Source organism: Desulforhopalus glucosivorans, from assembly GCF_054397165.1.
Genome location: NZ_AP044854.1, coordinates 193,566 through 212,259, shown reverse-complemented (window position 1 = coordinate 212,259; position 18,694 = coordinate 193,566). Strand labels below are relative to the sequence as shown.

The following is an 18,694-nucleotide window of genomic DNA, read 5'->3' as shown; positions in this document are numbered from 1 at the left end:
CAGGCTAATACCATACCAAAACCAGAACGCTTTTGAGGCCAGTAATCAAGTTACATCTAATAGATGATGCATCGACTATGCATGACTTTCAAGCCTTAATCAAAATATATTTTCTTAATCACCCAGCTCAAGAAAGATGCTCAATTTAAAAATAAAAACACTTCTTGGTACCTGTAGAAATGGTGTAATGACTCAAAGCTGGATTACCTTGATTACAATTCTGATTTTGTCAGATATGAAATATCTCGCAAAGCTTTTCCAGAGTATTATGCAACCCCAACTCATAGGGTGACCAAGACCTTCGGATATATTTGTACGAATTAATCATTTCAACTATGTGACTTAAGTGATAACCTCAAACACTGTCAGGTAAATGATTTCTTGGCACTTGCAGGGCAGGGCTATCCTTCAAGGTAACTCATTACAAAAAAGAGCCATTTTATCTTTACCACAGGTGTATTTTGTGAATCCAACGATGTACAATTCCAAGATATTTCGCGCTATTGTCACCCCTATATGTAAATTTTCGCTAAAACTTGCCGGATGGACGTTAGAAGGAGACGCCCCTGCAGCGCCTAAATATGTATTAATCGCCGTCCCACATACCAGCAACTGGGATTTCCCTATATCTCTATCAATGGCCTTTGTCTATGGCTTTGACATGCACTGGATGGGAAAAGACTCACTATTTAAAGGTTGGCGTGGGCCCATTATGAGGTGGATGGGTGGAATCCCTATAATACGATCCTCCGCAAACAATGTCGTTGAGCAAACCATTGAAAAATTTAATGAAAGTGAACGTTTAGTCATTGCAGTACCACCTGAAGGCACACGCTCTAAGGTAGATAAATGGAGAACCGGGTTCTACTACATAGCTCTTGGTGCAAAAGTCCCTATTGCTCTTGCTTTTCTTGATTACGCCAATAAAAAGGGTGGGTTTTTATCAACCTTTGAGCCAACAGGGGATGCTGAAACGGATATTGCTCAAATTCGCTCGTTATATTCTGGAATTTCAGGAAAGCACTCTGGACAGTGTGATACGGAATAAGAGCTTCAGCAAGTCTAGCTTCATCGCGTAACCTGAGAGGCCCTCAGACTAATTGAGAGCAGAAAGGATAAAATAAAGACAAGGCATAACAACCAGGAGCGAACCCGTTGTTATTAACCAGCAACTGTTCGCCATATCAAGGTCCAGATCGTAGATTGAGGAAGCAACCAAAGCGTTAAAAGCAACCGGCATGGAGCTGAGTACCAGAACGACTTTAAAGGGAAGTCCCTCCGCCACCAGGTGAAAGTTAAGAAGGTAGGCAAAAAGACAGGCAAGAGAGGGAACAAGAAAGAATTTAATGACACAAATTCCTGTTGAGACAGGTATATACTTACCAACCCTTGAAAAGCGCATTCCAAGGCCGATGGAAACGATGAGAACAAAGGTGCCCACCGGAACAGATACCGCCGTTACAGTTTCAAGAAATACGGGTCGTGTAACACCTAGAAGATTGAGTGTCAGGCCAATACCAAAGGCACTTAAGGCGGTCGCAACAAAAGGGTCTTTGACCACCCCCACAATTCGTCCAAAGAGAGTGCGCTGCTCCCCTCTATCACCAGAGTAAAATCGTGCTATGGGAAAACCGATGGTGTAGTAGACAATTTCTTCAAACATCTTGTAGAGCGCGATAAGAGCAAAACCGGCCTCCCCCAAAAACATAAAGCAGACAAGTCCACCGATGGCTCCAATATTAGTAAAGGAACCACAACAGAAAAGTACGCCGGTCTGTTTGTCCGGCTGCTTCATGATTTTTGCAAACAATAGTCCTAAAAGACCACCAACAGTTAGAGCAAATACGCCAACAAGGGGAAGAAAAGCAACACGAATATCACCAAAAGAAACGGCCCAGACAGCTGCGAGAAAGGAAATGGGCATAAAGAACAGCAACCCTATTTTTTGCAGCGTCTTTCGTAGTAGTTCGATGGACAGCGGCAGTGTAACTGTACCGTTTCTATCCATAAGTTGAATGACATACCCAAGGGTCAGGCCGCTTGCAATGAGTCCAAGTGAAAAAAACAGCCTATCCATGCAACATCCTCTTTATTCAAACTGCGCAGAAATTTTCTACGCAGTTTAGTTGGTTATGCTTGAGTCGATTTTGCGAGGGACTGCAGGATAAAAAAGCAACTGGTAGCCCCAGCATCCTGATGTCCTATCGTTCGCTCTCCAAGACGGGAGGCGCGTCCAATTTTTGCGATAAGATCTTTAGTGGACTCCATTCCGTTTTTTGCAGCAGCTTCAAAATCAGTCAATGCTTCAGTGAGAGTTTTTCCATTCTCGCTTGCACTCACAACCGCCTCAACAGCAGGAGTCAGAGTGTCCACAAGTGTCTTATCGCCGACTGTAGCTTTGCCGATGGTAAGAATACCGTTCAGTGCCTCTGTGAGCATTGCAGCAAATTCCTCCAGGCCCACTTCATTCTTAGCAACTGATGATGTAGCCATTTTAAGAAACAGAGTCCCATACAGAGCTCCCATGGCACCACCTACAGAATTCATAACCTCCATCCCCACACAGTTCATAACTGAAGCAACATCGGTTACCTCAAGCGCTTCGAGATTCTTCTTAACCCCTCGGAAACACTTTGCCATGTTCACGCCATGGTCTCCATCGCCAATGGCACCATCAAGGTCTGAAAGATACTCTTTTTGCTCTTCTATTGTATCGCATAATCCTATTAATGCCGTATGAAACTGTACGGCTGTAATCTGTTCTGCCATTTATATTCCTCCTGGGTAGTGAATATACAGGGATATGATTTCACATCTAAATCGAGGCGCGCGAATAGATTTTTCCATAGGCATATATTTAATATACCGAGGAAAAAACTTGTAGCGCTACAAAGAGTTAGGTGTGAAAGCCATTCCTGTAAGAACACTAAATTACTTTATACATACAGGTGTTAGCCGGAGCCTTCAACAGTTGTGTGGTTTCATCGTCAAGCTGGCTCAGTGTCACAGAAAATCCACCCATTTCAAGGCCGGTGAAAAATTCTCCCACCATGGAGATCTCAACTGACATACCCGCTTTTTCAACCAACTCCCTGGCCTTTCTGTATGCAAGATATAGTTCGCACTGGGGCGTCCCGCCAAGGCCATTGATCATTAGGGCCAGCTTATTTCCTGATGTAAATGGCAGATCCTCAACAATCTGCTTAACCATCCTGTCTACAACTTCATCAACACTGGTGAGCTTTGTTTTTTCAATGCCCGCCTCACCGTGATGACCAACACCATATTCCATCTCATCATCTTCAAGGGTAAAAGTCGGAGTACCTTTCGCTGGAACTGTACATGGAGAAAGGGCAACACCTATGGTTCTGGTCTTGCTGTTCACCCTGTCAGCAATCTCCTTACACTCCTCAAGCGTCCCTCCGGCAGCAGCCTTTGCACCAGCAGCCTTCCAGCAAAGCAGTGAACCTACAACTCCGCGACGCCTGTCTTCTTCACCCTTTGGCGCAGAAGAAACGTCGTCGGTTGAAACAGATTGTAAGACTTTAATCCCCCCAGCCTGGGCAAGATCAGCTGCAAGTTGAAAATTCATAACATCGCCCGCATAGTTGCCAAGGAGAATCAAGACCCCCTCACCGCTATCAGCAGCCTTTGCAGCTTCCAGGCAAGCATTAGGTGGTGGGGATGTGAATATCTCTCCAACAGCCACAGCATCCAGCAACCCCTCGCCCAGATAGCCAATAAATGCTGGTTTGTGGCCTGAACCTCCACCTGAAACCAAACCAACCTTCCCCTTCACCGGGGCTGATTTACAGGCAAGTGTTCTTACACCATCAATTTTTCTGATCGTATTCTCATGGGCCAGGGCAAAGCCTTCGACCATTTCATCAACCGTATCATACGGATCATTAATAAATTTTTTCATCGCTCGTTCTCCTTACGAAAAAAATAGGACTATGGTAAACACCATCATTTTTTATCGTTTGCGTAATCAACAATCCGTTGGATTTTTGGTTCCGAACGTCCACCGGGGACATATTCAGCCTCAATCCAGATATCAACAAGTTTTTTGGCAACCTCAGGACCTGTTACCTGAGAACCAATGGTCATAATATTACAGTTGTTACTGAGAACAGAGCGTTCAGCAGAATACGGGTCTGCACAGGTTGCAGCATAGGCTCCCTGCACCTTGTTTGCCGCAAGACACACTCCGATCCCTGTACCACAAAGCAGAATTCCTCTATCATGTTTTCCTGCAGCGACAGCCTCTGCAACATCAATTGCAACATTGGCATAAATGGGATCATCACTACCAAAATCCGCGCAGGTATAGCCCTTTTCTGCCAAATGCTTCATAAGGACAACCTTCAAGTCAGTTGCGTTTGGGTCGCAACCAATAGCTATAGTTTTCACGACATTTTCTCCTAAAAATTACATACAAAACAACATTCTAAGCCATAGTTTTTTCAACAAATGTTATGGATTCTCTCAGCACTGATTCAATCGTCTCAAGAGGTACAGCAGTCTCGAGTCTTGACGGTTGAGCCTTTGTGTCACGACGCAGTCTCAGTGGAATTTCAAGGGAGACGGGAGTATTTGGTTCATTTTTCGCGATATCCGCCAGAACAGAGGCATAATCAATTGATCCAGCCCCAATTGGAGTAAAGTGCCATCCTCCAGCATCCTTTTGAACATCCTTTATGTGATAGTGTACAATCTTTTCACGACAGGCCAGATAATCTTCTTCCGGTTGCACCTTTTCAAAACAGTGGGAAACCAGATTGCCGAAGTCATAGTTAACACCCACCCACTTGCTACCGATTTTTTCAATGACTTCTGTGGACCCCTCGCCCTGATTAACAACATTGGCAGCACCATCTCCAGGATTTTCAAGGCCAATCATCAACTCAAGTTTCTCGGCATGTCCTGCGAGTTCTTCCATATTTTTATAGAAGACATCCGCTTTAGCAACAGGGGCTGCATTTGTTACGATGGTTGCAGCACCAACTGATTTAGCGAAATCCATCCTCTTTTTAAAAATTTCAACAATACCGCCTGCAGTTAGATCCACATGGGAGCTAAACGAGGTACAGGTAAGGCCAGTCTTTTTCATCTGCTCTACAATAAGATCAACATTTTCCGGGCAGAAATAATCTTCTGTAAAGGCTTCGGTGTAACCGCCAATAAAGGCCAGTTCAACACACTTCACACCGAGTTTTTGTAAAGACGCAAAGGCCTCCTCAAAACTATATCCATCGTAGATGGCGGTACTGACAATTAAAGAATTCACCACTCTATTCTCCTGGGACCACTATTTTAATTTAAAAATTTCAGACTCTATAAAACGCCAGGTTGCAAGATAATCTCCACCGGCCATTAATGACTCAAGGTGAGGTAGATCGATCTTATCAAGCAGGTCCCATATTTTGAGGGTCATACGACTGTTTGCTTCAAAGGTACCCCTAATATCCCATCTGGTCGGAGAGGTGTCTGAGGTAAAATAATCGTTATACTTATACTTTTTCAGGTAATAGAGAAACTCGACATATTCCAGGAAGTGCTTGGTTCCGCAAAAATAATCCCAATCCCACTTACCATCATTATCATTGATATGGACGTAGTAGGCAAAACGACTCGCCTCAAGAAGCGCTACTGCTTCCGCAGGATTCTCTTGACCATACATGGAGTGACCAAAATCAAGGGTTACTCCCATAGCATCAACCTGCATGTCATTTAAGAGGCAAAGAGCCTTGGCGGCAGTATCGACAAAGCAGGACCCTCGAGTTTCGCTGGGCTTGTACTCAATAAACAATGGAATATCCTGCCTATAACTTCCTGCCTCTGAAAAAGTTTCAATCAAGTTTTTCCAGGCAGTGGCGTAATCATACTGAAATGAGAATTCATATCCATCACCTAAGGGACAGCAGGTCACCTTGTCTGCGCCAACGTCTGCTGCAAAGTCTTTTGCGTTTTTTATAAACTGTACGGCTTTTGCACGAATTCCGGGATCAAGGGAGGTGAGTCCACCATTACGAAACTCGGGTTCTGCTTTAACATTAACGTTTACCGCTGCAACTTCGAGGTTATATTTACCTAAGATAGCCTTTGTTTCAGTCGCGTCTTTGACCTCATATGGATAGACAATCTCAACACCCTTATAGCCGTCAATCTCGGTCATAAGTTTGAATTTATCTTCAACATTAAGAGGCGAATTATATTCATGAAATCTGTCTTTGGTCTGGGACAGAAAGCTCGTGATAATTGCAAGTTTTAACATATTTAAATCTCCAGATTGGTTCGTGAATTCTCACGTGTTACATATACCGGTCTTGACCGGACATGGGCTTGATCCTCTAGTTTTCTGAGGCTCTCGCTAATTTACTCTTTAGGGCCGCAAAGCCTCGTTTATACCAGCCGAATTGACTGCAAATTGTCCAGACAATGATAATAAAAAGTATGAGTGATACAGGCCGTTCAAAAATCGGCATAAAACTTCCCTGTGAAACCATCAATGCGCGACGTAGATTTTCATCAGCCATGGGGCCGAGAATAACCCCAATTACCAGAGGCGCTATGGGATAGCCCATATTGGTGAGGAAATAGCAGATGATCCCCACCGGTAGCATGAGGTAAAGATTAAAGATGTTCAGGCCAAGTGAGTAAGAGCCAATGATACAGAGAACACCAATAATCGGCATGAACAGCTCAGTTGGTATCTGCAGCACCTTGACCACCTGCTTGGCAAGCACCATTCCGGTCATCCACATTGCCATGGAGGCAAGCAACAAGATGGCAGCCACTTCAAGGATAAAGGTCGGATGTTCAAAAGAAATCATTGGCCCCGGCGTCACGCCATGAAGCATCAGGGCACCCAAAAGCATAGCCGCAGGCGGGCTTCCCGGGATACCCAGGTTAAGCAGAGGTATCATCGCTCCACCCACGCAGGCGTTGTTTGCCGTTTCACTTGCAAGGAGTCCCTTGATCTCACCTTTACCGAATTTTTCAGGCTCTTTTGAGGTATTTTTTGCAGTTCCATATGATACCCAACCGGCAATGTCCTCACCGATACCAGGGACTGCACCAATACCAACACCGATGAGTGCGGATCTGCAGATAGCAGGAATATTGCGAATCACTGTGCCTATTTCAGGTAAGATACGCTGCAGTTTTTTGGCTTTAGCCATCTGTGTTTTGTTACGCAGCACTTCAATAATCTGAGGAATACCAAAGGCACCAATAAGAACCGGAACCACCTCAATCCCACTATCCAGTTCAGGAATTCCAAAGGTAAAGCGGGGGTAAAACTGGAGCTGATCCCTACCAATACAGGCGAGGAATAGGCCCAGAAAACCTGCGATCCATCCCTTAATAACGAGGTCGGGTGCTGTAAGTGTTCCAGAGATTAAAATACCAAAAAAGGCCAGCAGAAAGAATTCAAAGGATGTGAATTCCAGCGCAAATTTTGAAATAAGTGGTGAAATACTCACCACAAAGAGCATACTAATGATTGTGCCAATGGCTGATGCAGTGGTAGTGAGCCCAATGGCTCTTCCACCCTCACCCTTACAGGCAAGGGGATAGCCATCAAGAGCGGTGGCGGCAGAGGCAGCTGTTCCTGGAATGTTTATAAGAATAGAGGCATAGGACCCACCATAGGTACCACCCACATAAATGGCGAGAAGGCAAATCATAGCCATGGGGGTATCCATACTGTAGGTGAGCGCTGTAAGCAGTGCCACCCCCAGAGTCGAAGTCAACCCCGGCATCGCACCAAACAAGATGCCTAAGAATACAGAACCAAAAAGTATAGCAATTGAAACCGGATCGGAAATAATCCCTCCCACAATTCCAAAAAAACTACCGAGTCGTTCTAAAATCATCATATCATGTCCCCCTTACGACCACATATCTGCATACCAGATACCGTCAAGCAGCTGAACAATCAGCCCTTCGAATGGCATTGGTACCAACAGAAAGTATTTAAAAATCACCCCAATCGTAAGCGGAGCAACAAAAGCTATTATCATGCTGCGTTTGTATTTTCTTACAACTTCTTCCTGCCCCCTGACACTGCGCCCAACAAAGACACATAAGCTGATGATACTACCCACAACGATCCAGTCCTGAGCAAACTCAAGACCAGCAAACACAGATTCTCCCAGACCGAGAAGAAAGAAGAGACCAAGAAATGCAGCAGCTGACAGGGTAAACCAAAGTATCTTCAAAAGAAGTACAGGGTTTTGTAGGTAAAACATGAAAAAGCTGATTAATAGAAAAAGTACTGCTCCCAGAAAAAAGTCAACACGTGGCACCAGGACAAAAACAAAGACCATCAGGTTAGCGACAACCCCATAGAATCGAATGACCTCTGGCTGCCTTAAAAACTGAACAAAAGAACTACTTGCCAAAAAAGCCAACACACTTTTAACACCTACCGCTCCTACAGTCCTAAAGGCGATAGAGATAAGCACAAGACCAAGAAAGGTGAGCATTCCACCGACAAGCAGTGGAAAAAGTGCAGGAGAGACATACCAAACATTCTGCACCCCACCCCATGAATCCTTCATCGGCATCGTGAAGGCCTGACTGATTATAAATAATCCCAGTAAAGCGATTAGAGAGCCTGAGAAAATATCGGCTTTTCGCAATTGGTCTTTTTCCATCATGACGTTTACTTCTCACCTTCAATAAATTTAAGCGCTGCAACAACCCATCACTACTTTTTCATCAACAAACGAGTGTTAGAACTTCCCCGAGCAGACAAGCCCCAATCCAACAAACTCAACCAAGTAATTCAAAACTGCTTTCCCATGAGGAAAGCAGCTTTTCTTTCGATGACCCTAAGATTACGGCTTTGGAATCCCTAAGGTCTCAGGATTAACTTTAGCAGCGCCAAGCTCCCAGAGAGTCCATGCGAAATTAGACTCAAGGGCGTCAAAAACAGCTTTAGACTCTGCACCGGTCTTACCGGAAAGCAGGTAGTAATTCTCTTTTGCCCAACCTTTTACCTTATCGGTAGCCATCGCCTTGTTAAATGCATCAACAAGTACAGCCTTTGCTTCTTCAGGAGCATCAGCAGGTACTGCAAAACCGATTGCCTGTGAAATTGGCAGATACTCAGAGAGACCTGGATAGGAATCAAAAGAAGAAGGAATGGTTCCAAGACCTTCTACATCAAAAGAATCTGGAATCAACATTCCAAGTGCGCGAAGCTTACCACCACGAAGAAGCTGCTGCTGCTCCGCAAGAGAGGTAACAACAACGTTTACTTCACCAGTCATAGCCGCGTTTTGTGCAGGGCTGGAACCTTTGTAAGGAATAAAACTGAATTTAGCACCAGAACCGTTCTCAACTGCGAGAAGATTCAAGTGATGGATAGAACCTGCGCCACTTGCTGCAGCTTTGATGCTACCAGGATTAGCTTTAGCAGCTTCAATCAGGTCTTTTAAAGTTTTATACGGAGTATCAGGAGTAACAGAAATAACATCCGGCGATCCACCCACTATAAAGGTATCCCAAACGTCAAATTTTTGATCCCAACCACCTTGAACACCGGCAGTAACATTAGACTCTGACAATCCACACAGGGTGTAACCATCATGCTTCATCTTATAGGCATGACTCATACCAACAGAACCGGCAACACCACCGGTCTTATTGATTACGTTAATATTCACACCAAGAACTTTTGCCATTTCTGCGGTAATTATGCGGTTACAGGTATCTGTTCCACCACCTGCTCCCCAAACAACAACATCCGTTATATTTCTACTAGGAAACTTCTTTGCAGCGATAGCCCCGGTAGTGAAGGCGAAAAAAACAACAAACATGATTGCTAATATTCTTTTCATTTTACTTCTCCTCTGACAACTGGTTACGTATGCAATTTGCGACAGCCAACTATTTTGTCTGCCACATATCCCCTCCTACACCTCTTAAAAAGTGGTCACCTCCTGAAGTCTTTTGATTCTTACTCCCCACCATGGGACAAACTGGATTGCTCGGGTGCCTTTTCTTTTAACTGCAATATGGTTTTCCGAAGATGGCAGCGCATGGCTTCCTCGGCTTTTTCCGGATCGTGAGTACAGATAGCCTCTACGATTTTTAAGTGATCATGGATTGTTTTACTCGGCTCCCTGATCAACCCTTCACTGGCAACATTTTGATAGGCCAGGGAGACGATATTCAGGGTCTGCAGAATCGTGGTAAGAAATTCACGGGAACCAATTTCTGCAATGAAGGTATGAAAGTGTTTGTCAGCTTTGGAATAAGCGTGAAGATCAATGGTATTTTCACTCTCTTTAAACGGCTCAAAAATAGCGCGAAGGGCAGTCACATCTTTATCAGTTATATACTTAGCAGCCCGTCTTGCAGATAAGCCTTCTAATACTTCGCGTATTTCAAAGATTGAGATCATCTCCTCAATAGAGAAGAGACGAACAAAAAATCCCCGCCGTGGTTTTACCTCAACAAGCTTTTCATGTTCTAAAAATTTCAGGGCACTAATCAGCGGAGTTCTACTGATACCAAGCTCTTTGGCCAGTTTTTCCTGGGGAATTTTTTCCCCGGGAAGCATTTTTCTTTCCTCAATCATCTGCTTAACTACCTGGTATACCTGCTGATCAAGGTTTTCGTATTTGGTGCCAAGATTTTCCATAAGCGATAAACATTTAAGTAATGTTAAGATTGAATTGTATTTTGAATACAAAATACAATATTCATTTTAAATGGCAACCTGTCAACAATTATTCTAAAAATTTACACATTCAGTCCCGCAATTGATTCGCAACAAACTGGTAACGTACATTTGCAGCCATTGGATTTTGGACATTATTCATTCACTTTTTTATCGGTGAGACTATTATGCAACATTTGCATATTACATAAAGTAATGGTATGGTATCGTCTCTTTTCAAATGAATATTGTTCATTTTTTCACCTATTAAATAGCTTTGATCATTGTTGTTTTAACCTTTTCGGGAGATCGTTAGTATGGATCAAAAACTGAGTATGGAGATAAATGACCGTGAGGTCAACTTTCTTCAAGGGCAAACAATTTTAGAGGTATGTCGGGAGGCTGGTATATATATCCCGACCATGTGCCATGACGAACGGTTGCAACCGTTTGGGGCATGCCGTCTCTGTATCGTCGAAGTGGCAGGAGTCCCAAAACCCCTGACATCCTGTACGACCCCGGCTACTGACAAAATGGTCGTTACCACAGAGAGCCCAAAACTCAGCCGCCTGCGCAAAACAATCATAGAGCTACTGCTCTCAAATCATCCCAACGATTGTATGTGCTGCGAGGCCACTGGAAAGTGTGACCTCCAGGAAATGGCATATTTATACGGCGCCTCGCTTGATAAATTCCCCGGTGAAAAATGGGACCTGCCTATTAAACAAGACAATCCTTTCATCACCTTTGAACCCAATAAATGTATCGTTTGCGGTCGTTGTACAAGGATTTGTAATGAGGTTGTAATGGCCGGCACAATAGATATGACCAGCCGTGGTTTTACCGCAATGCCGGATACAGCGTTCAACAAACCCCGCTCGTTACAAAATTGCGAATTCTGCGGCCAATGTGTTTCCGCCTGTCCTACCGGTGCACTTACCGACAGAAAGAGCCGAGGTCTTGGAAGATCTGCAGAGGTACAAAGAGTTAAAACAACCTGTTCCTATTGCGGTACAGGCTGTAACTTCTTTCTAAAAGTCCACGACGGAAAAGTAATCGGCGTTGATTCTGATTATGACGCTCCTGTTAACCAGGGAAACCTGTGTATCAAAGGGCGTTACGGTTACGATTTTGTTCACAGTAAAGATAGAATAACCACACCACTTATAAAAGAAGGTGATGGTTTTAGAGAGGCCTCCTGGGACGAAGCCCTAGAACTTGTGGCAAATAAATTCAATCAAATAATACAAGAACACGGCCCTGACACTGTGGGTGGTTTTTCATCTTCAAGATGTACCAACGAAGAAAATTACCTTCTTGCAAAGTGGGTACGAACAGCAGTGGGGACGAACAACGTTGACAACTGCGCACGAGTCTGACACGCTCCAACCGTGGCCGGTCTGTCCACAACATTAGGTGCTGGTGCTGCAACAAACTCCCTGGCTCAGATGCCAGGTATCAATACAATTTTCCTCTTTGGTTCAAATCCAACGGAGGCCCATCCCATCGTTGGCCTCTATCTGAAGAAGGCATTGAAAAACGGTGCTGAACTCATTGTCAGTGATCCACGAAAAACATGGATGGCTGAACGTGCTGACGTATGGATGAACCTTAAGGTGGGAAGTAACATTGCTCTCATCAATGGGCTCATCAACGTTATCCTTGAAAATGGCTGGGAAAACAAAGAATTCATTGCTGAACGCACTGAAGATATAGAAGAACTTCGTATAAAAGTAACGGAATACGATCTTGAACGAGTTGAAAAACTTACCGGTGTTACCCCTGAAAAGGTAATCGAATCTGCTCGCATGTATTCCCATGCAGATAAAGCCATGATCGTTTATGGCCTGGGTGTCACGGAGCACAGGACGGGCACCGAAAACGCGATGGCTCTTTCCAACCTGGCTCTGGTCTGTGGTCATATCGGTCGCCCATCAACCGGTATCATGGCACTTCGCGGTCAGAACAATGTTCAGGGAGCAACGGACCTTGGTCCAATCCCCTCAACTCTGCCAGGTTACCAGGCTGTCACTGACGAAAAAATTCGTGAAAAATTTGGCAAGGCGTGGAACGTTACAATCCCCAAAGCCCCCGGTCTTAAATCAATTGAAATGCTCGACGAGTGCGTAAAAGGCACCTTCAAAGGTATTTTCATTCTTGGAGAAGATCCGGCTCAAACTGACCCTGATCTCCACCATGTAAGAGCCGCCTTGAAAGCTGTTGATTTTCTTGTGGTACAGGAACTCTTCCATACCGAAACAACCCGCTTTGCAGATGTTATTCTGCCTGGAGCAAGTTTTGCCGAAAAAGACGGCACATTCACCAATGGTGAACGCCGGGTACAACGGGTTCGTAAAGCGATTGAGCCCCTTGCAGGAATGGCAGAATGGGAATCAATGTGTAAGATTTCAACACTCATGGGATATCCAATGAGTTATGATAGTCCTGCAGATATCATGGATGAAATTGCCTCACTTGTTCCCATCTATGGTGGAATCAGCTACGACCGCCTTGAAGAAAAAGGTATCCAGTGGCCGTGCCCGGACAAGAATCATCCCGGCACCACGACTCTTTATACCGACCTTTTTTCAAGGGCCGGTGGCCGCGCCCAATTCCTTGCTCTTGACCATATCGGCTCCGGGGAAATTGCTGATGATAAATATCCACTGGTTCTCATCACAGGCCGGATCAGAGAGCATTACAATAATGGTTCGATGACCCGAAGGTCCCACGGAATCGCCCAGATTGTTCCAGCTGAACGGGTTGAAATCAGCCCGGGAGATGCTGAGAATCTGGGTATCAAAGATCGTAACTGGGTGCTCGTTTCGTCGAGACGTGGAGAAGTAAAAGTGCGGGCTAAGGTGACCAACCGATCACAGGATGGCAATGTGTTTATGACCTTCCATCATGATAATGCACTCACCAATGATCTCACATCAGAACACCGATGCCCAATTGCCGGAACGCCTGAGTATAAATCCTGCGCTGTCAAAGTAGAAAAATTCACAGAACCTGCATAAAGAGAGTACCAGCAAGAACCCCTTTTTAAAACCTTCCAAAAGGGGTTCTGCGTATCCTTTTTTTTCGGCGATGGAGTAATCGGAACCGCAAAGGATCTTCACTGCAATAGCGTCATCCTCAAGCAACGAACGCTCATTGATGATTATAACAACTCTTACGTAAGTTCCAGCGCTAATTGCCGACTCAGTTCCTGTGCCCGTTCGATTGCTTCTTGATCGCCTTTCACTTTTCCCTTATTAAAAATTCTATACACTGCCTGCTCTCCAATAACATCATAGCCAAGGGCTTTAAGGGGTGTTCTCATTGCTTCAAGTGTAAACCCCATATCCTCTTTGTTTTCCTGTTCACATATCCCAACGATTATAGCCTTACGCCCCTGCCCTGCCAGCTGACTGGACCAGCTTCTCGGTACCGTATTTTCAAAATTATAAAAACAATAGAGACGATCAATGAAGGCTTTCATCCATGATGTAATATTATAGTTATGGGTCGGTGAAACCAGGACAAGACCTCTGGATGAAATAATGCGTTCATAGATTGATGACATACCATCCAACAAGCCTGTACAAATTTTATCTTTTCGACATTTTTCACAGCCTATACAACCCTGAAACTGCACCTTGGTTAAATTGATATACTCAGAGATAATGTTCGCTTTAGATATTTCAGACATGATTGCTTTAAGCAATATATCGGAGTTACCATTTACTCTGGGGCTCCCACTAAACCCGACAACTTTATTTTCAGGTTTTAAGGTTACAGCAGGATCCATTAGTGACGATATGGGTGATAATTTCATCTGTTTTTCCAGGTTGTCCCCTACCCTCATTGGATAGTAAGCGGGTTAACAGCAGATTATAAACTTGCTTTGTTTTTCAGGCTTATAAAATAGTCTTTCAGGGTTTGCTCTCCATACTCTGGTGCTTTCATTTCAAGAGCCATAACGCTCATAAAAAACTCGACAGGTCCGTACTTCTGTTTGCTCAGTATCAGTTTTAAAAGTTTCAGAGCCAAGCGTCTTCCCCAGTCTGGAATATAGCTGATCTTAACTGGTTTACCCACCGCTTCAAAGGCCAGTTCAGCTATTTCGACCTGGCGTAACGTCTGGGGGCCGCCAACCTCTATTTCAGTTTCATCCAGGGCTACAGCATCAATGCACACTTGAGCCAAATCACCCCCATGGATAGGGTTCGATTTCAAACTGCCATCTCCAAACAGATATATCCGCCCCCTTTGCGCCATATTATAGAACTCAGACATATCAGAAAAAAAGCCATTGGGACGGATTATACAGTACTCTAAACCTGACTGTTTTAGCTCCTCAACGAATTTTTCTTTAGCAGCACAAATATTAAGCGCTGTAAGCTTTTCTCCGTTTAAGACCGACACGTAAATGAACTTTTTCACCCCACTTTTCCTGGCTTCATTCAACAGATTTACATTGGCCTGATAATCAACATCCATATAGGTAAGCCCGTCAGACTGTCTCGTTATGCCAACGGATGAAATGACAACGTCAATACCATCGCAACAATTGCGCAATGAAGCACTATCTGTCACCTCCCCTTGAATCAACTTGTTGACCGGCAAGCCAAAGCTTTCAAATTTCGCAGTATTTCGAACCAAAACATTGGGCTTGAAGTGTTGAGCAACTAAATGTTCAACAATATGTCTTCCAAGATATCCTGTTGCCCCTGCAACGAGTAATCTTTCCATAGGGCGATCACCTTACGTTATATTTACAATGTTTCACATTTTGACTAACTGAGATGTTAACGTTCAATCAATTTTTCTGACAACAATGCTATATGCTCAGGACCAATTCCGCAACAACCACCAATTAAAGTCGCCCCATCTTGAACCCATTGCTCTGCCCAATCCAGATATGATATTGGAGTTAAATCTTCACGTAATTCATTCATCACTTCATTTGCTGTTGCATCCGCAAGTTGCGGTGGAAATGCATTTGCATAGGCTCCGATCTCGATATTTTCAGCACCCAGAGGTGACAACACATGCCTGGTTGTCTTAATGCCCTGACTGATCACTTCCGGCTGGCAACAGTTAAATAAAATAGCATCAACCCCGATACCCACCATGGCCTTAACAGCATCTTCTACCGTTTCACCTGAACGCAAGCAAGGCTCATCAGTTGGCTGTACATCTTCCAGGGTAAAAGCAACCCAGAACGGCTTTTTTTCTTTATCCAACCCATCTATCAATGACTTGATACGGATGGGCTCGTCAATTAAACTCTGTGTTTCACAGAGCCATAAGTCCACATAGCTGCTAAGGCCTTCAATTAAAGGTGTTGCCACTTCAACCAAGCGCTCAGGCTGATACAGATCTGCACGGTATGAACCGAACAGTGGAGGAATAGAAGCGGCAACACGAGTAGCAGTCTGCGATTCATTAACTGCTGCCCGTGCCATCTCTCCGGCAGACGCAGCCAAAGCCAGACCCTGGTCTTTGAATCTTTCTTCACCGATATGAAATGGTACCAGGGCGTAACTGTTGGTCATTATCACTGCAGCCCCGCCTAAGATAAAGGCCTTATGCACATCTTTTACAAGCTCTGGCGCAGCCATCATCGCCAATGCAGACCACTCAGGTTGTTTAAACGGCGCTCCACGTTTTTCAAGCTCCCTTCCCATACCACCATCTAAAATGGTAATCTTTCCCGCCGTCATCAATAACTCCCTTCACTCTTATCTAAAAACCTTGCCTCATCCTCTATTTTCCGGAGGTATATTCTATAAATACTCACGTTTTTTTATTTTCCTTGCATAAACAAATGAATCCACAGTAATCGAGCCATCAGACTCAATGTATTCTTCCTTGCCTATCTCTACAATTTCAATGTCGTTTTTACTGAGTAATTCGATAATAAACTGATCTTGATAGTAATTGAAAAATATTTCTTCTTTGGAAAAAGACGCAGATTCAAATCCTGAACGGGTGCCATTCATATAGCTCAAATAAAGATATCCATCTGAGGTCAGATGCTTCCCAATGCTTTTGAAAACCTTTGCAGTCTCTTCATTTGTCAGGTGAACGATACAAAAAGAGGCAATGATAACTGCATATTGTGACTCAACATTTAAATTACTGATATCCTGTTGCAGGAAGGTGAATTGCGGAAAACGTTGTTTGGCAATTTGAATAAACTTCTCAGAAAGATCAATACCGTCGAATGAACAGGTTTGATCCTGTTCTAAGATCGTTCTGATATTATTAGCAGGGCCGCAACCTAAATCCAGGATATGCGATCCTTGTGCAATATACTTTTGTTGAAAATCAGTAATTCTTCTTTGATAGATTTCGTAATCATCGAACTTCTCGGCATATTTTTCAGAGTTCTTATCATATGCACTTATGGTTTGAAGACTATGTGAAGATATCATCTGTTCTCTACAATACATGTTTACACTTCTTAAGCAGTGAATTCAGCTACAAGACCTAGGGAGTGTCCACTAATCTGTCTAGAGCATAAAATTGTTACATAATATAAGTACTATTAAACAACAAACTCACCGATAACCTTGAAAATTAGCGTAACAGGTTTCCGGTGAGACTTTTATGCAAGAAGGAAGTAGCAAGACGTACAGAATATGGGCCTGCAGTATGTGTCCCTGTACAACTGTTGACATACTGTCTATTGTGTGGCTGCAGCCTTTGTAATACCTGCAAGTGCTTTTTCTATTTTCACAATCACCCCTTCACAATTTGAGAGATCATGCCTTTTTTGCAAATACCTTGGATCATTATATGATATCCATGTTTGACCATCTTTATCACTCCAGATTAAAGCTTTTTGCGGTAGATCAATAGCAACGCTTAACTGACACATCATAAGAGGACTTCCTACTTTTGGATTGCCAAAAATAATAAGCTCTGTATCTGGTAGTTCAACTCCCACAGCTTTAGCTGCTTCAGAGTGTTTAACCCTATTAAAGATGGTCATGCCCTTCTCTTTCAGGATTCGTTCTAATGTATCACCTGTCTCAGTCACTCCGGACATACTTTTAACGTCAATCATGCCTTCGGCGGCATAACTGGAAACAGCCATTGTGAATACCACCAGAATAGTGAGTATTAATTGCTTCATTGTATCCTCCTTTTTCATTGGTAGATGTTTTACCTAACGAGCGGCTCAATATTAGTTATGAATTTACGACGTAAGGCACACAGGATTTTTTACAGTATGACACCCAAAACGCCCCGGTATGATTCGACAGCTTAGGTTATATTACTTACCATTTCCTATCTGGCAAGTGCCTCTTGTCTATTATGAAGATGTAGTGTGCAAAACAGAAATCTTTCTCAGTAGATCCGCCTTTGAAAAAAGTGTTGATAAAGATGTGAATAAGCCTGTTGATAACCTGCTGATAACTTTGTTAACAAATTGTTAATAACTCCAAAAAACAATCAAAAAAAGAGATGGAGAGAACACACAAGACCACCTCAGAATTCCAGATACGCCATCGTTACAATGTATTTTTTACATTTTTTTAGCGCAGTGATACTAGCCTCTGGTTCCGCACGACCAGGATAACCAGCAAACAAAGCCACCAACTGGTTAGGATTTAGTTTTCGTTGTTAAGTGTTGTCAGTTTCTCTCGCATCATTTCAATGCGTTTTCGATTCACATTAAAATCAGAATGTCCGACCCTTGACCCTGATCGAACATGTATGGTTATTTCATTTGTGTCTGTACTTGGAAAATAAAACTCCACATCATCTACAAACCGAAAAATTTTAGATGTAAACTCAGCTCGAATATAATTATCTTCAGTTGTTATAATCTTGGCGTTTTTCAACCCATTAAGAATGTTCAGGATACCCGTTTTCACCTCTGATGCCGTGCCCGCCATCACAATGGGATCGATGTACTGCTTTGTGTTTTCTGCAAAACTATTTACACAATTTGGTTTAGTCGAGCATGGAGTCAATTGCCCATTTTCAACTCCTAATTTTGGTGACATCGATGAACATCCT

The 18,694-nt window shown here is 43.6% G+C and carries 18 protein-coding genes; 2 read left to right on the top strand and 16 right to left on the bottom strand.

The window, feature by feature from the left end:
* Positions 1-463 precede the first annotated feature (463 nt).
* Entirely contained in the window at positions 464-1,048 is a 585-nt protein-coding gene (locus ACX6CI_RS00935; protein ID WP_458776305.1) for a lysophospholipid acyltransferase family protein, read from the top strand.
* 48 nt (positions 1,049-1,096) lie between these two features.
* Here ACX6CI_RS00935 and ACX6CI_RS00930 read toward each other — a convergent pair whose 3' ends face one another.
* From ACX6CI_RS00930 to ACX6CI_RS00885, 10 genes are all read right to left on the bottom strand, one after another.
* On the bottom strand, positions 1,097-2,077 hold the full coding sequence (locus tag ACX6CI_RS00930) for an AEC family transporter (RefSeq protein ID WP_458776304.1): 981 nt from the start codon (positions 2,075-2,077) through the stop codon (positions 1,097-1,099).
* Between the two features lie 53 nt (positions 2,078-2,130).
* Positions 2,131-2,769: a dihydroxyacetone kinase subunit DhaL gene (gene dhaL, locus ACX6CI_RS00925; RefSeq protein ID WP_458776303.1), complete on the bottom strand. Its 639-nt coding sequence runs from the start codon at positions 2,767-2,769 to the stop codon at positions 2,131-2,133.
* Positions 2,770-2,926: 157 nt separating this feature from the next.
* Positions 2,927-3,925, bottom strand: a complete 999-nt coding sequence (locus ACX6CI_RS00920; protein WP_458776302.1) for a dihydroxyacetone kinase subunit DhaK — start codon at positions 3,923-3,925, stop codon at positions 2,927-2,929.
* A 44-nt stretch (positions 3,926-3,969) separates the two neighbouring features.
* Positions 3,970-4,413 carry an RpiB/LacA/LacB family sugar-phosphate isomerase gene (locus tag ACX6CI_RS00915; protein ID WP_458776301.1) on the bottom strand — a complete coding sequence of 148 codons (444 nt, stop codon included), beginning with the start codon at positions 4,411-4,413 and terminating at the stop codon, positions 3,970-3,972.
* Positions 4,414-4,450: 37 nt separating this feature from the next.
* The gene (locus ACX6CI_RS00910) at positions 4,451-5,293 is read right to left on the bottom strand and encodes a sugar phosphate isomerase/epimerase family protein (RefSeq protein WP_458776300.1); all 843 of its coding nucleotides are present in this window, start codon (positions 5,291-5,293) and stop codon (positions 4,451-4,453) included.
* Positions 5,294-5,311: 18 nt separating this feature from the next.
* Positions 5,312-6,277 carry a sugar phosphate isomerase/epimerase family protein gene (locus ACX6CI_RS00905; RefSeq protein ID WP_458776299.1) on the bottom strand — a complete coding sequence of 322 codons (966 nt, stop codon included), beginning with the start codon at positions 6,275-6,277 and terminating at the stop codon, positions 5,312-5,314.
* Between the two features lie 76 nt (positions 6,278-6,353).
* Positions 6,354-7,883, bottom strand: coding sequence for a tripartite tricarboxylate transporter permease (locus ACX6CI_RS00900; protein WP_458776298.1), 1,530 nt, complete (start codon positions 7,881-7,883; stop codon positions 6,354-6,356).
* Between the two features lie 12 nt (positions 7,884-7,895).
* Positions 7,896-8,666, bottom strand: a complete 771-nt coding sequence (locus ACX6CI_RS00895) for a hypothetical protein (RefSeq protein ID WP_458776297.1) — start codon at positions 8,664-8,666, stop codon at positions 7,896-7,898.
* 180 nt (positions 8,667-8,846) lie between these two features.
* The gene (locus ACX6CI_RS00890) at positions 8,847-9,851 is read right to left on the bottom strand and encodes a Bug family tripartite tricarboxylate transporter substrate binding protein (protein WP_458776296.1); all 1,005 of its coding nucleotides are present in this window, start codon (positions 9,849-9,851) and stop codon (positions 8,847-8,849) included.
* A gap of 119 nt (positions 9,852-9,970) precedes the next feature.
* Positions 9,971-10,657 (bottom strand): GntR family transcriptional regulator, encoded by a 687-nt coding sequence (locus ACX6CI_RS00885; protein WP_458776295.1) that lies wholly within the window; start codon positions 10,655-10,657, stop codon positions 9,971-9,973.
* Between the two features lie 335 nt (positions 10,658-10,992).
* Between ACX6CI_RS00885 and fdhF the strand changes: the two genes are divergently transcribed.
* Positions 10,993-13,695 (top strand): formate dehydrogenase subunit alpha, encoded by a 2,703-nt coding sequence (fdhF, locus tag ACX6CI_RS00880; protein ID WP_458776294.1) that lies wholly within the window; start codon positions 10,993-10,995, stop codon positions 13,693-13,695.
* 155 nt (positions 13,696-13,850) lie between these two features.
* On the opposite strand, the gene ACX6CI_RS00875 is transcribed toward fdhF, so the two are convergent.
* The 6 genes from ACX6CI_RS00875 to ACX6CI_RS00850 form a co-directional block, all read right to left on the bottom strand.
* The gene (locus ACX6CI_RS00875; protein ID WP_458776293.1) at positions 13,851-14,495 is read right to left on the bottom strand and encodes a flavodoxin family protein; all 645 of its coding nucleotides are present in this window, start codon (positions 14,493-14,495) and stop codon (positions 13,851-13,853) included.
* A gap of 56 nt (positions 14,496-14,551) precedes the next feature.
* Positions 14,552-15,412 (bottom strand): SDR family oxidoreductase, encoded by an 861-nt coding sequence (locus tag ACX6CI_RS00870; protein ID WP_458776292.1) that lies wholly within the window; start codon positions 15,410-15,412, stop codon positions 14,552-14,554.
* Positions 15,413-15,468: 56 nt separating this feature from the next.
* Positions 15,469-16,386: a homocysteine S-methyltransferase family protein gene (locus tag ACX6CI_RS00865; RefSeq protein WP_458776291.1), complete on the bottom strand. Its 918-nt coding sequence runs from the start codon at positions 16,384-16,386 to the stop codon at positions 15,469-15,471.
* 63 nt (positions 16,387-16,449) lie between these two features.
* Complete coding sequence (locus tag ACX6CI_RS00860) at positions 16,450-17,100, bottom strand: class I SAM-dependent methyltransferase (protein WP_458776290.1); 651 nt, start codon at positions 17,098-17,100, stop codon at positions 16,450-16,452.
* 251 nt (positions 17,101-17,351) lie between these two features.
* Positions 17,352-17,804: a DUF302 domain-containing protein gene (locus ACX6CI_RS00855; RefSeq protein WP_458776289.1), complete on the bottom strand. Its 453-nt coding sequence runs from the start codon at positions 17,802-17,804 to the stop codon at positions 17,352-17,354.
* A 478-nt stretch (positions 17,805-18,282) separates the two neighbouring features.
* Positions 18,283-18,681, bottom strand: a complete 399-nt coding sequence (locus tag ACX6CI_RS00850) for a DUF1499 domain-containing protein (RefSeq protein WP_458776288.1) — start codon at positions 18,679-18,681, stop codon at positions 18,283-18,285.
* Positions 18,682-18,694: the final 13 nt, after the last annotated feature.

Bases quoted from the DNA above. Each gene is read 5' to 3' on its own strand.
- ACX6CI_RS00905 (WP_458776299.1), bottom strand. From the start codon at position 6,277: ATGTTAAAACTTGCAATTATCACGAGCTTTCTGTCCCAGACCAAAGAC.
- ACX6CI_RS00920 (WP_458776302.1), bottom strand. From the start codon at position 3,925: ATGAAAAAATTTATTAATGATCCGTATGATACGGTTGATGAAATGGTC.
- ACX6CI_RS00885 (WP_458776295.1), bottom strand. From the start codon at position 10,657: ATGGAAAATCTTGGCACCAAATACGAAAACCTTGATCAGCAGGTATAC.
- ACX6CI_RS00855 (WP_458776289.1), bottom strand. From the start codon at position 17,804: ATGAAGCAATTAATACTCACTATTCTGGTGGTATTCACAATGGCTGTT.
- ACX6CI_RS00900 (WP_458776298.1), bottom strand. From the start codon at position 7,883: ATGATGATTTTAGAACGACTCGGTAGTTTTTTTGGAATTGTGGGAGGG.
- ACX6CI_RS00865 (WP_458776291.1), bottom strand. From the start codon at position 16,386: ATGACGGCGGGAAAGATTACCATTTTAGATGGTGGTATGGGAAGGGAG.
- ACX6CI_RS00930 (WP_458776304.1), bottom strand. From the start codon at position 2,077: ATGGATAGGCTGTTTTTTTCACTTGGACTCATTGCAAGCGGCCTGACC.
- ACX6CI_RS00870 (WP_458776292.1), bottom strand. From the start codon at position 15,412: ATGGAAAGATTACTCGTTGCAGGGGCAACAGGATATCTTGGAAGACAT.
- ACX6CI_RS00890 (WP_458776296.1), bottom strand. From the start codon at position 9,851: ATGAAAAGAATATTAGCAATCATGTTTGTTGTTTTTTTCGCCTTCACT.
- dhaL (WP_458776303.1), bottom strand. From the start codon at position 2,769: ATGGCAGAACAGATTACAGCCGTACAGTTTCATACGGCATTAATAGGA.
- ACX6CI_RS00895 (WP_458776297.1), bottom strand. From the start codon at position 8,666: ATGATGGAAAAAGACCAATTGCGAAAAGCCGATATTTTCTCAGGCTCT.
- ACX6CI_RS00860 (WP_458776290.1), bottom strand. From the start codon at position 17,100: ATGATATCTTCACATAGTCTTCAAACCATAAGTGCATATGATAAGAAC.
- ACX6CI_RS00875 (WP_458776293.1), bottom strand. From the start codon at position 14,495: ATGAAATTATCACCCATATCGTCACTAATGGATCCTGCTGTAACCTTA.
- ACX6CI_RS00850 (WP_458776288.1), bottom strand. From the start codon at position 18,681: ATGTCACCAAAATTAGGAGTTGAAAATGGGCAATTGACTCCATGCTCG.